At 31.8% G+C, this 13,554-nt stretch carries 11 protein-coding genes and 1 tRNA gene; 4 read left to right on the top strand and 8 right to left on the bottom strand.

Annotated features, from left to right (window positions below):
* Positions 1 to 19 precede the first annotated feature (19 nt).
* The 3 genes from mnmG to H599_RS0114020 all read right to left on the bottom strand — a co-directional run bounded on the left by mnmG (position 20) and on the right by H599_RS0114020 (position 5,771).
* Positions 20 to 1,891, bottom strand: coding sequence for a tRNA uridine-5-carboxymethylaminomethyl(34) synthesis enzyme MnmG (gene mnmG / locus H599_RS0114030; protein ID WP_026714711.1), 1,872 nt, complete (start codon positions 1,889 to 1,891; stop codon positions 20 to 22).
* A gap of 164 nt (positions 1,892 to 2,055) precedes the next feature.
* A complete protein-coding gene (ybeY, locus tag H599_RS0114025) occupies positions 2,056 to 2,475 on the bottom strand; it encodes an rRNA maturation RNase YbeY (RefSeq protein ID WP_026714710.1) in 420 nt (139 codons plus the stop codon).
* Positions 2,472 to 5,771 (bottom strand): glutamyl-tRNA synthetase, encoded by a 3,300-nt coding sequence (locus H599_RS0114020; protein ID WP_035141676.1) that lies wholly within the window; start codon positions 5,769 to 5,771, stop codon positions 2,472 to 2,474. Before H599_RS0114020 ends, ybeY begins: the two co-directional genes overlap by 4 nt.
* A gap of 203 nt (positions 5,772 to 5,974) precedes the next feature.
* On the opposite strand from H599_RS0114020, the gene gltX reads away from it, so the two are divergent.
* Complete coding sequence (gene gltX / locus H599_RS0114010) at positions 5,975 to 7,480, top strand: glutamate--tRNA ligase (RefSeq protein ID WP_026714708.1); 1,506 nt, start codon at positions 5,975 to 5,977, stop codon at positions 7,478 to 7,480.
* A 90-nt stretch (positions 7,481 to 7,570) separates the two neighbouring features.
* On the opposite strand, the gene H599_RS0114000 is transcribed toward gltX, so the two are convergent.
* Complete coding sequence (locus H599_RS0114000; protein WP_026714707.1) at positions 7,571 to 8,212, bottom strand: hypothetical protein; 642 nt, start codon at positions 8,210 to 8,212, stop codon at positions 7,571 to 7,573.
* 76 nt (positions 8,213 to 8,288) lie between these two features.
* On the opposite strand from H599_RS0114000, the gene H599_RS0113995 reads away from it, so the two are divergent.
* Positions 8,289 to 9,272 (top strand): SPFH domain-containing protein, encoded by a 984-nt coding sequence (locus H599_RS0113995; RefSeq protein ID WP_026714706.1) that lies wholly within the window; start codon positions 8,289 to 8,291, stop codon positions 9,270 to 9,272.
* A gap of 15 nt (positions 9,273 to 9,287) precedes the next feature.
* On the opposite strand, the gene H599_RS0113990 is transcribed toward H599_RS0113995, so the two are convergent.
* From H599_RS0113990 to H599_RS0113970, 4 genes are all read right to left on the bottom strand, one after another.
* A complete protein-coding gene (locus H599_RS0113990; protein ID WP_026714705.1) occupies positions 9,288 to 9,542 on the bottom strand; it encodes a DUF6327 family protein in 255 nt (84 codons plus the stop codon).
* 3 nt (positions 9,543 to 9,545) lie between these two features.
* Entirely contained in the window at positions 9,546 to 9,896 is a 351-nt protein-coding gene (locus H599_RS0113985) for a phage holin family protein (RefSeq protein WP_026714704.1), read from the bottom strand.
* Between the two features lie 25 nt (positions 9,897 to 9,921).
* Positions 9,922 to 10,221: a YtxH domain-containing protein gene (locus tag H599_RS0113980; protein ID WP_026714703.1), complete on the bottom strand. Its 300-nt coding sequence runs from the start codon at positions 10,219 to 10,221 to the stop codon at positions 9,922 to 9,924.
* A 436-nt stretch (positions 10,222 to 10,657) separates the two neighbouring features.
* Positions 10,658 to 12,775 (bottom strand): glutamine--tRNA ligase/YqeY domain fusion protein, encoded by a 2,118-nt coding sequence (locus H599_RS0113970; RefSeq protein WP_026714702.1) that lies wholly within the window; start codon positions 12,773 to 12,775, stop codon positions 10,658 to 10,660.
* A 143-nt stretch (positions 12,776 to 12,918) separates the two neighbouring features.
* Between H599_RS0113970 and folB the strand changes: the two genes are divergently transcribed.
* Positions 12,919 to 13,278, top strand: coding sequence for a dihydroneopterin aldolase (folB, locus tag H599_RS0113965; RefSeq protein ID WP_026714701.1), 360 nt, complete (start codon positions 12,919 to 12,921; stop codon positions 13,276 to 13,278).
* A 117-nt stretch (positions 13,279 to 13,395) separates the two neighbouring features.
* A tRNA-Cys gene (locus tag H599_RS20810) sits at positions 13,396 to 13,466 on the top strand.
* The last annotated feature ends 88 nt before the right edge of the window (positions 13,467 to 13,554 follow it).

Here is a 13,554-nt window from a genome sequence, read left to right as displayed (position 1 = left end):
AATTATTCAATCTTCAATCTTATCTTCCCATATAAATCAACAATACAGAAATATCGCTTGGAGAAACTCCGCTGATTCTTGAAGCCTGTGAAATGGTTACCGGGCGAATTTTATTCAATTTTTGTTTAGCCTCGATAGACATCGATTTGATTTTATTATAATCAAAATCTTCCGGGATTTTTACATCTTCCAATCGGGAAAGCTTATCCGCATTATTTCTTTCTTTTTCGATATAACCGGAATATTTCACCTGAACTTCGGCTTGTTCCAAAATTTCTTCGTCTAAATCATTTTCGGTAACATAAGCTTGAACTTTTTCAAATTTCATCATGTCTTCCAAATCAATTTGCGGACGGGAGAAAATTTTAAACATTTTATCACCCTGAGAAATTGGCGCCGATTCTTTAGCTTCCAAAATTGGATTTGTCTCTCTTATCGTAACCGAAGTTTCTTTGAAGAAAGCCACCATTTTTTCCGACTCGTTCAATTTACGTTCCATACGCCGTAAACGGGCTTCAGAAGCCAAACCAATTTCATACGACATTGGCGTTAATCTAAAATCCGCATTATCCTGCCGTAATAAAGTTCGGTACTCCGCTCTGGAAGTAAACATACGATAAGGTTCTTCAGTTCCTTTCGTAATTAAGTCGTCAATTAAAACTCCAATATAAGCTTCATCTCTTTTTAAAATCAACGGCGCTTTTTCATGAACTTTTAAATGTGCATTTATTCCGGCCATTAATCCTTGCGAAGCAGCTTCTTCATATCCGGTAGTTCCATTAATTTGTCCGGCAAAATATAATCCTTCCACCAATTTAGTTTCTAAAGTATGCTTCAATTGTGTTGGCGGAAAATAATCGTATTCGATTGCATAACCCGGTCTGAAGAATTTCACGTTTTCAAAACCGGCAACAGTACGCAAAGCTTTAAACTGAATATCCTCCGGCAAAGAAGTTGAAAATCCATTCACATAAAATTCACAGGTATTCCAACCTTCCGGTTCTACAAAAAGTTGGTGACGTTCTTTATCAGCAAAACGATTAATTTTATCTTCAATCGATGGACAATAACGCGGTCCTAAACTTTTAATACGACCATTAAACATTGGTGAACGATCAAAACCTTCTCTTAAAATATTATGTACTTCCGGAGAAGTGTAGGTCATATAACAAGAACGTTGATGCGTTAACGGAGAAGTCAAATCTGAATAAGAGAATTTAGATGGCTTTGCATCTCCTTTTTCTTCATTCATTTTTGAATAATCCAAAGAACGACCATCTACTCGTGGCGGTGTTCCGGTTTTCATTCTTCCGGCTTCAAAACCGGCTTCAATCAAATCTTCGGTAATTCCGTGAGCGGCACTCTCTCCTGCTCTACCTCCGCCAAATTGTTTTTCTCCAATATGAATTAATCCGTTCAAAAAAGTTCCATTGGTCAACACCACCGATTTGGAACGAATTTCAACTCCCAAAGAAGTTCTGATTCCTTTTATTTTTCCGTTTTCAATAATCAAGCCTTTTACCATTTCCTGGTAAAAATCAAGATTAGGAGTTCCTTCTAACATCATTCTCCATTCTTCAGCAAAACGCATACGGTCACTTTGCACACGAGGAGACCACATAGCCGGACCTTTGGACTTATTCAACATCTTAAATTGAATTGCAGTTCTGTCGGAAACAATTCCTGAATAACCTCCCAAAGCATCAATCTCACGTACAATTTGACCTTTTGCAATTCCGCCCATCGCAGGATTACAAGACATCTGGGCTATATTTTGCAAACTCATCGTAACCAATAAAGTTTTTGAACCCAAATTTGCAGCAGCGGCAGCAGCTTCTGAACCTGCATGACCAGCACCTACAACAATTACATCATACTCTTCTAAAAACATCTTTTTGTTATTTTTTCTCCTTTCGGAGAAGTGTTTTTCGAAACCAAAATCAAAATGAAATCAAAAAACAGATTTAATTTTTCACTTCCTTCGGAAGCATATTTTAATAAACTTTTTCAAATGTTCCACGTGGAACATTATTATACAAAAACTAGAAATTTAAGTTATTGTTCCACGTGGAACATTGCAATTTTTTCATCTTCTTTAGCACGCATCAATTGTTCGCTTACTTCATCTTTATCCTTGTAACCACAATAATGCAATACACCATGAACTAAAACTCGTTTAAGTTCATCCGCAAAAGAAACATTGAAATCATTAGCATTATCCTGAACACGTTCAACAGATATAAAGATATCTCCATTCAACTCATTACCTACAGTATAATCAAAACTAATTATATCTGTTAAAGTATCATGATTTAAATACTCCATATTGATTTTATGAAGGTATTCATCATCACAAAAAATATAATTTATTTCTCCTTCTTTTTTATTTTCTGAGACTATCACAGCCGATAACCACGAAGCAATTACCTCTTCGTTGTCCAAGCTAAAATCACATTCGTAATTAAAATCTATCATTGTATTTTAAAATATTTCTGAACCTTACGGTCAAAATTCGAGCGCAAAGGTAGTGATTGTCTGTTTAATATTTCTATACTGCGCAAATATTCTAACAAGCTCTCAGGTAGGGCTTTTGAAGTACTAGAAAATTCCTTAGAATTGGTTTCGGACTGGCGCTTCTTATCTTCTCCCTGCTCACGAATAGCATTGTTTAATTTTAATAATTCCTGTTTAATATTATTTACTTTTTGAAGGGTTTCATTCTTAAAACCTTTATTCAATAATTGCTTCTCTAAATCATTCATTTTATTCAAAGCACTTTGACCAGAGTTACCTAAACCTTGTTTGTTCAATTCTTTTTCTAAAGCTTCTCGTAGCGCTTTTTGCTCTTTATAAATTTCCATTATACTGCGTGCATCTCCTTCTCCGTCTTGTCCATTTTCACCTTGTTTTTTATTACCATCGCTACCTTCTCTGGATTCTCCTGGCTTCATACCCTGTTTCATTTTATCTCCTAACTTTTGTTGTTTGGAAATAATATCCGGCAACTGCATTCCTTCGCCTTTACCTGATTGTGGCTTGCCCTGTCCCATTGAAGATAAAGACATCTGCATAGCGTTTAATAAATCGCTTAAAAAATCACCTAGCTTATTAGCAGAAGTAACAGCATATTGCTGATGAGAAACTCCTTTTGAAATATTAGAATCCGTCAAATTCTCTAATGCTTTGTCTATATTGTACTGTACATTTCCAACTTCTTTAGTAATATCTTCGGTAAACTTAGGATTGCGTAGTGACATTGCAAATAGACTATCATCAACATGCTTAAACTGTAAACGTAAATCCTGTTGTATTTTTATATTCTTATTAAAAGCAGCTGAAGTGGGATTTAGAGATTTAAAACTTAACATAACTGATTCCTCAGAAAGCGAAAAAGCCAAAAGATTATCTAAAACCTGACGCAGCATTTTGACATCTTCTTCCAACTGTTCCATCGCAGCTCCTTCCATTCCCTGGTTCATTTTCATGGATATTTGCTTCATTTTTTTAGAAGCATTTTTCTGTTTTGGTTTAGCTTTTTGATTGTTATTCTTACTTAACTCCTCAGAAGCATTCTTCAAATCCTCCTCAATACTTTTCTCTAAATTTTCGTCATTAGGTATATCTAAAGGAGCTTTTAATTCCATATTCTCTTTTTGCAAATCATCTAATTCATTCTGTATTTTATCAAATTCTTTATTAATTTCCTGTTGCATTGAAATTGTATTTTTATTTACCTTTTCAGAAAGTTTATCTTGTTTCTCCGATAATTTATCCAACTTATCAGCTATTTGTTCTGCTTTCTTTTCAACATAATATTTCTTCGTCAGCTCAACTAACTGCTGCAAATTCTTTACCTGATTTTTACTTGTCTGCTTAAATTGATCTAATTTTTCTAATAAATTCTCATTCTTAAGCTTATCATTTAAAGACTTTAATTCGTCTAAAAGTTTCTTATTGCTCTCTAATTCTTCTTTATTTTTTTCAATGCGTTTTTCTAATTCCTCTTTAAAATCATCTTCCTCTTTAGTCCCGATAGCTATCGGGATAGATTCATCTAAATTATTTTTCATTTTATCCATAAAATTACGCATCATCTCATCCTGTTTCTTTTGTTGTTGGATAAAATCATTGATTTTTTGTTGGTCGTTAAATTCAAAATTTTCTTTTTCTTTACCGGATTTTTGAATCTTTTCTAACTGTGAAAATTGCTTATTCTGATTCTTCAATGATTTTTGCAAACCCTGAATATTGTCAGATTGTTGTTGTAAAAGCAAATCCTGCTTCTCCTGTTGGCTTTTAATACGGTTTGAAAAAATAGCCGATTTAGAACTCTTAAAATTATGCAATACATCATTATCAAAAACCTCAAAATAATAATCGTAAGTCACTCCATCCTGTACCGGAAGATTAGCAGGAAAAGCAAAGATGAATTGGTCATAAGTATTTTGCTTAACAGCTATTGTTCCACGTTTGGCAGTTTTAGGTTTATTAGATTCGTAATAGACAATTTGCAATTTGCTCAAACCATAGTCATCGTTCACTTTTCCCAAAAGATAATTCGTAGCTAATTGTAAACTATCCGGAGCTGTATTGACAGTAATCGATGGGAACTGATCTTTGATAACCACCAATTGATAATTTAGTTTTTCATAATTAGCAATCGCATTATTGGAACTAATAATTTGGTAATTTGTATTTTCGCTGATGTTTTTTGACAAACTAAAATCATTATCCTTTTTAATGAATTCTGAAATAGATTTTCCATTAGAAAAAACTAATTTCTGAGTGGCCAACGTATTAATTTTCCAGATAATTTTAGTTCCTTCAGGAATAATGGCATTACCTGAGCCTTTAATAATTTCAGCTTTTCTGTGCAAATGAAGAGGAAAATACAATTGCATTTCAAAGTTTAAAATAGAAGGAACATTAACAACTTTCAAAAGATATTCGGGAGAAGAAACCGTATTAGCTTCCAAATGAAAACTAACATCAGAAACCGCTTTCTCAATTTTGAATTGAAATTCTCCGGGTTTGACATTCTCCATAAAATAACTTTCATCATTAATAAAAATCATGACATTTTCAGGAACAACTTTACCTTTGGTTTGAACTTTTACAATAAAATCTTTGTTTTGTTGCGTTTGTAAATTTTGATTTAAAATCACAAATTCAAAAGGAGCCGGAGGTGAAAAACGAGCATTAAAATGAACAATACGATTCAAACTTTGGCTAATAATCATACTATTTCCGGAAAAATAAAAAGTAGAAAAAACCAAAAGAGGAATTAAAGCCAGAGGTAAATATTTCTTATTGGTAGTAAAATTCACAGCATTAGAGAAAGGAATCGGTTGCAAAGCATTCGCTTTTTGTTCAATAGAAGCCAAAAGCAATTCCGATTTATTCTGATGAATATCAGAATCTGACAATTGAATAAAATTGAGCAATTTATCTTTTACTTCTACAAAATGATTTCCAATAATAGCAGAAGCTTCATTGTAATCAATTCCTTTTTTGAATTTTAATAATTTAAAAATGGGAAACAATATAAAACGAAAAAGAAGAAACACTTCTACACCAACAAAAGTCCAAAACAAAATAGTTCTTCCAAATGGCTTTAACCAAAGAAAATATTCAATAAAAAGCGTAAAAAGAAAATACAATAAACCTAAACCAATAAAGAAAAACATTCCTCTAATCAGTTCGTTTAAATAATACTTTCGAATGAAAGCCTCTAATTTTTGATATATAAAATTGGAATTATTCAAAATCATTATACTTTATAATAACCTATAAAAGTAATAATTATAACAACAAAAATTCCAAATAAAAAATTCCAAATCCCAAATAAAACGTTGGAATTTGTGTTTTTTAAAAATTGGAAATACTGTTTAATTATAAGCAATTTTTGAAAAACTTCTAACTTCTGACTTCTAACTTCTGACTTCTATTTATCTTTGTAGAAAATCTATTTAAAATGTCAAAACCAGTTCGTGTGCGTTTTGCACCAAGTCCAACGGGACCTTTACACATTGGTGGTGTTAGAACTGCCCTCTTTAATTATTTATTTGCAAAAAAAAACGGTGGAACTTTCTTCCTTAGAATTGAAGATACCGATCAAAATCGCTTTGTTCCGGGTGCCGAAGAATACATCATGGAAGCCTTAGAATGGTTAGGAATAGCTCCTGATGAAACTATTGGAAAAAATGAAAAATTTGGACCTTACCGTCAAAGTGAAAGAAAAGATTTATATAAACAATATGCCTACCAATTAATCAATTCCGGTTGGGCGTATTATGCTTTTGATACTCCGGAAGCATTAGATGCCTATAGAAAAGCTGAAGAAGAACAGGGAAAAACATTTATTTACAATCATACTAACAGAGAAAAGTTAGATACTTCTTTAAAACTTTCGGCTGAAGAAACAGCTCAAAGAATTGCTAATGGTGAACATTATGTTATCCGTTTTAAAACTCCGGTTGATGAAATTTTACATCTAAAAGATATTATTCGCGGACATGTAAAATTTGAAACGAATCTTTTAGATGATAAAGTTTTATTTAAAAGCGATGGAATGCCAACCTATCATTTGGCGAACATTGTTGATGATCATTTAATGGAAACTACCCATGTAATTCGTGGGGAAGAATGGTTGCCATCAATGCCTTTACACGTTTTATTGTATCATGCTTTTGGATGGGCATCGCCGGAATTTGCACATTTACCATTGATTTTAAAACCAGTTGGAAACGGAAAATTATCCAAACGTGATGGCGATAAATTAGGTTTTCCGGTATTTCCATTAGAATGGAAAACAGAGGAAGGAATTTCGTCCGGTTACAGAGAAAAAGGATTTTTCCCGGAAGCAGTGGTTAACTTCCTGGCTTTATTAGGCTGGAATGACGGAACCGATAAAGAATTATTCTCTTTAGAAGAATTAGTTGCAGCTTTTGATTTAGACAGAGTACATAAAGCAGGAGCTAAATTTGATCCGGAAAAAAATAAATGGTTCAATCACCAATATTTAATTCAGGCAAAAGATGAAAAATTAGCAGAAGATTTTGCTGTAATTTTAAAAGAAAAAGGCTTCGCTCCTACTTTGGAATTAACCACAAAAATTGTTTCGTTGATTAAAGAACGCGCCAACTTTGTTTCGGAATTTTGGGATTTAAGCGATTTCTTTTTTGTGGCCCCAACCACTTATGATGAAAAAGCAAAGAAAAACTGGAATTCAGCAACTCCGGCTTTACTACAGGAATTAATTTCAGTATTGGAAGAAATCACCGATTTTACTTCGGTTAATATTGAAACCATTGTGAAAGACTGGTTAACTAAAAATGAAATTGGAATGGGTAAAGTAATGCAACCTTTCCGTTTGAGTTTGGTTGGTGCTCTGAAAGGGCCACACCTATTTGATATTGTGGAAATCATTGGAAAAGAAGAAACAATTTCAAGACTTCAAAAAGCAATAGCTACTTTATAAATAAACACAAAGTTCACAAAGAAGGCACAAAGTTCACTATTAATATAGTAATCTTTGTGCCTTTTTATTTTAGATTTTTTGATGTATTTTTTATAAATAAATAATAACATTTCCATTTAAAATTCCAGGATTTCCTTTAAAATGATAACCCAGATTTTTAGAATTCAAATTACCCAACATATTTGAAATTCCGTATTGGTACGAAACATTTACTCTTAAATGTTTGGCTCCTGCTGTGATTCCCACTGTGGGATAAAAATTAAACTTTCCAATATCAGTAATGTCTTTGGCTAATAAAGTAGTTCCTGAAATCACATTATTTTCTTTGCCTGACTCCACTTTAAATTTTCCGTTTACCTGAACCAAAGGACCAAATTCAAATGATAAATGATTATCAATTATAGAATAACTTAATTGTAACGAAATTTGAGCCGAAGGCAATTTATAATTCACATCTTCTTTTCCAAAAACCAATTGATTAGTAACCACCGAAAAATTATTCTCAGAAAATTGAATTGCATACACCATATCCCAATTGTTGTAAAAATTGCCACGCATGGATAAACCGGCATTCCAGCCGTTTCCGGCTTTGGTTTCAAAATTATCGGTATTCAAAGTAAACTGATTAATTCCAGCATAAATACCAATTCGGTTAGAATCGCGATAACGGTATTGAGCAAAACTTAAAATAGTTATTAAAACAAAACCAAAGGTAAAAACCAGCTTTTTCATAATTAGGAATTTAAACTAACACAAACCTAAAGTTTTTTTGTAATTTAACAGAGATTTTCTAACTAAATTATAAACTATGAGTACTTCCGTTATTTTTTTGTTATTCGTTGTATTTTTTATTTTTCTGTCTTCTTTCTTTACAGTAAAACAACAAACCGCAGTTATTATTGAACGTTTTGGTAAATTTCAAAGCATCAGACATTCGGGACTTCAATTAAAAATTCCTTTAATTGATCGAATTGCCGGACGTGTCAATCTGAAAATTCAACAATTGGATGTAATTATTGAAACGAAAACCAAAGACAATGTATTTGTCAAATTAAAAGTTTCTGTCCAATTTATGGTGGTTAAAGAAACTGTTTATGATGCTTTTTACAAACTGGAATATCCACATGACCAAATAACTTCTTATGTATTTGATGTGGTTCGTGCCGAAGTTCCAAAATTAAAATTAGACGATGTTTTTGAACGAAAAGACGATATAGCTATTGCTGTAAAAAGAGAATTAAACGAAGCCATGACCACTTATGGATATACGATTATCAATACTTTAGTTACAGATATTGATCCGGATATTCAGGTAAAAAATGCCATGAACCGTATCAATGCAGCCGACAGGGAAAAAACCGTAGCCGAATTTGAAGCCGAAGCATCCAGAATCAGAATTGTAGCCAAAGCCAAGGCCGAAGCAGAAAGTAAAAGATTGCAAGGACAAGGTATTGCCGATCAAAGACGTGAAATTGCAAGAGGTTTGGTTGAAAGTGTAGATGTTTTAAATGGTGTGGGTATTAATTCTCAGGAAGCCTCTGCCCTAATTGTGGTAACGCAACATTATGATACTTTACAGGCTATTGGTTCAGATACCAATTCTAATTTGATTTTGTTACCCAATTCTCCACAAGCCGGAAGTGATATGTTAAACAACATGGTAGCCAGTTTTACCGCTAGTAATCTAGTAGGTGAATCAATGAAAAAAGATTTAAAAACAATTACAAAAACCAATAAAAAGAAATCTCAGGAACCTGAAAAACCTGATAACAGTTCTGAAGAAACAGTATAACAACAAAAAAGAGGCTTATTCGCCTCTTTTTTTATTTCTAAACCATTTTATAATAATAGGTATAAACAGTCGTAATATCGTGCCGTAGGAGCTAAAAAAAGTACTTTTAACCCTCTCGGCAACATTTGCCGCAACATTTACAAAAGACAAACTTTCTTTAGTCTTTTCAATGCTTAAAATTAACTTTTGATAACTAATTTCTTTTTCAACTTTCAGAATTTCTAATTCACTGTCAATTTGAGCATAAGAGGAATATTTCTTTGTTTGCATAATTTATTCGTTAAAAAAGATTTCTGAAAATTTCTCTAAGATTGGTCCTTCTACAATTTTATCTTTGACTAAAAACAGTAAACCGGTACAAACAAGATAAAGCAAACCAACACTTAAAAAACCCAAAGCATAACTTCCCAAATAACTTCCAATAATAAAGGCTAATGCAATGGATAAAAACAATAAAACCATACAAATACACAGCAAAATTAAAATGAACTTGAAAATCATCGTAGTTGATTTCATTGCCATCTTAAATGCTGATAATTTATAGTATTCAATATTCTTTTCTATAAATTCCTTAGTGTGTTCCTGAATATTTTCGGTATGTTCTTTTAAATAATCAAAAGCCATAATGTTCTATTGCTGTATAAAGAAATTAATTTTTATGAAGTTTGGCATTCTTTTCCTTTAAATCAGCCAGTTTTTTTTCTAAAAAAGTAATTGCGTCTTCAGTTTTATAACTCATACTTGAAAGCATATTTTCATAACTTTCTTCCAAATCTACTTTTGCATTGGCTAATTTAGATTTCATATCTTTTTCAAGATCTTTATATCCATCTTTTATTTTTTGTCTGGTTTTCTCTCCCTTATCCGGAGCAAACAAAATTCCTAACACAGCTCCTATTGCAGCACCACTTGCAAGAGCTATTAAAGTTTTTCCTGTACTACTTGCCATAATATGTTATTTTTTAAGTTTTTTATAAAGATACTAATAAATTTAAACATAATATTTATCGAATATATTTAAAAAAAGATTAAAACTTTATTTCTGAAAGAAAATCGAGAAAAACAAAAAAATTTGAATAATGGTTTTTCAAATTTTTCACGTAAAACTATTTTTGAAGCTATAATTTCTAATTTCAAATAATAAAATAGCAAAACAGTATTTTTTGCATTAATGAGCTTCAAAAAAAGACTAAAAATTAAAATAAAGCTTACTGTTAAACGAAAATTTAAAAGATGGATATTTTATTAAATATTTTTAAAAAATCGCTTAAAACTAAAATATGAAAGCTGTTTTTAATTAGTAAAAATTATAATTTTTAAAATTAAAATAGTATTTTACAATAATAAAAAAAAGCGCTGATTAAACGCTTTTTGATAGTTATAATTTATTTTAAAAATTGTTCTATAAATTCTTTTTCTCTTTCAGAAGCATTCTTCGGAGGATTACTTTCTAATTTTAAAATTTCCTCCCGGAACGAATTTTTAAAATCCAAATCAAATTCTAAATGCGTTAAATTTAAAACAGCTCTCGAACGAACAAAAGTAGATTCACTTCTTAAAGACATGTTCAATAATTTTTGTAATTCTTCTTTGTCATAATCCGTAACTTTCAAAGGTGCATATTTCAAAATTAAATTAGCAAACAACAATGAACTCTTATTATTGTTGATATTTTTCTTGAATGAATTTTGCAACAAACTGTAATTAGAAATTCCGGCAAGGGTTTCTCCTATCGCAGTTCTAATAACAATTCGCTCTTCTCGTGTACTAACTTTAAAGTATTTGTTAATATCCTTTAAAGCATTATTGATACTGTTACTGTCTTTTTTTCCTTTTTCTTCCCAGGCATCTTTTAGCCCAACAGTTTTGTTAAATACTAATTTTAAAGCAGTTGAATCCTTATCAACATTAAAATATCCTAAACGTTGAAATTGGAATTTATCTCCCGAAACCGCTGTTTCTAAACTTGGTTCTACAAAACCTTTTACAGTTAATAACGAATTAGGATTGATAAAATCAAGGAAACTTTTCTCTTTATGACTGTCCGGAGCTTCGTCAATAAATAAACGATCATACAAACGAACTTCGGCTTCAACAGCATGTTTCACTGACACCCAATGCAAAGTTCCGGCAACTTTACGTTTAGAAGCTTCACTTCCACTTCCACTTCTACTGTCTTCATCATAAGTCACATGAATTTCAGTAATATTTCCGTTATTATCTTTTATAACACTTTCTCCTTTAATGATATACGCATTTTTCAAACGCACTTCATTACCAATACTTAAACGGAAAAACTTAGCCGGAGCAACTTCCAAAAAATCTTCTCTTTCAATATAAAATTCTCTTGAAAAAGGCACTTTTCTATAACCAGCTGATTCATCTTCCTGATTATTTTCGGCATCTAACCACTCCTCCTGTCCTTCCGGATAATTAGTAATCACCACTTTTACCGGGTCTAAAACAGCCATTACACGAGGAGCCGTTTTGTTTAAATCATCACGTAAACAAAATTCTAATAAAGAATAATCGATGATGTTTTCACGTTTAGCAACACCAATAATATCACAAAATTTACGAATAGAAGCCGCTGTATAACCTCTTCTTCTTAAACCGGAAATAGTAGGCATTCGAGGATCATCCCATCCTGAAACAAAATTTTCCTGAACTAATTGTAACAGTTTTCTTTTACTCATTACGGTATAATTCAGATTCAAACGTGCAAACTCATATTGATGTGGTCTAACTAAATTTTGATCATAAATTTGATCTAAAAACCAATCGTATAATTCACGGTGCATGACAAATTCCAAGGTACAAATAGAATGCGAAATTTGCTCTAAATAATCACTTTCTCCATGAGTATAATCATACATAGGATAAATACACCAATCATTACCAGTACGATGATGTTCTTTATGTAAAATACGGTACATAATTGGGTCACGCATCAACATATTAGAAGAAGCCATATCAATTTTAGCACGTAAAACATGTGTTCCTTCTTCAAAATCACCATTCTTCATTCCTTCGAATAAAGCTAAATTCTCTTCTACAGAACGATTTCTGTACGGACTATCAACTCCAGGCTGAGAAGGAGTTCCTTTCTGTTCAGCCATAGCCTCAGAAGATTGACTGTCAATATAAGCTTTTCTATTTTTAATCAATAAAATAGCCCAATCATACAATTTTTGGAAATAATCTGATGCATATAATTCTTTATCCCATTGGAAACCTAACCATTGTAAATCTTCTTTAATAGCATCTACATATTCCTGTTCTTCTTTAGCCGGATTAGTATCATCAAAACGAAGATTTACAGGCGCATTATATTTCAATCCTAAACCAAAATTTAAACAAATGGATTTGGCATGTCCAATATGCAAATACCCATTAGGTTCAGGAGGAAAACGAAATCTTAATTTATTTTGTGGAAAACCATTAGTTAAGTTTTCTTCGATAATTTGTTCTATAAAATGCAGTGATTTTTCTTCGGTTGACATGTCTTAGATTTAAAACAACAAAGTTATCAAAATAGTTCATTAAACCATGAATTTGAGTAATTGCATATTCATATTAAAGTTAAAAAAATTAAATATTTTGTACTTTTGCTCCCAATTCAAATCAATAAATTAACAACATCACTATGGACACGATTAAATTAAAAAATATCCGAACTTTTTCATTTCACGGATGCCTTATCGAAGAAGGAAAAATAGGTTCTGATTATGCTGTTGATTTGACTATAAAAGCCGATTTAAAACAATCAACCGAGTCGGATAATCTGGCGGATACGGTTGATTATGTACATTTAAATAAAATTGTGGTGGAAGAAATGGCTATTCGTTCCCAATTATTAGAACATGTCGCCAAAAGAATCAATACCAGAATTTTTAATGAAATTCCAATGGTAATGAAAAGCACAGTGGAAGTTTCTAAAATTAATCCTCCTATTGGTGGTGATGTTGAATCAGTTACCATTATTTTAGAAGAAAATAGAAATTAAAATGCCAACTATTAAAGAATTCCAAATTCCAAGATAATAGAATTAAGTTTTTTTATTTGGAATTTGACGTTTGGAATTTAGATTATTTATTTTACCTTTGCAGTCCATAAAAACAATGGCGTCGTGGCCGAGCGGCTAGGCTGGGCTCTGCAAAAGCTCCTACTCCGGTTCGAATCCGGACGATGCCTCAAAAAAGAGATACAGAAATGTGTCTCTTTTTTTATGGTTAATTTTTAGAAAAAATTAAGTAAAAATAGGTTCGAATCCGTCCCGATA

The sequence above is a fragment of the Flavobacterium daejeonense DSM 17708 genome (assembly GCF_000425425.1).
In the GTDB taxonomy this organism is placed as follows: Bacteria; Bacteroidota; Bacteroidia; order Flavobacteriales; family Flavobacteriaceae; genus Flavobacterium; species Flavobacterium daejeonense.
The sequence above is the reverse complement of the archived record's forward strand: the minus strand, read 5'-3'. Positions and strand labels throughout refer to the sequence as shown.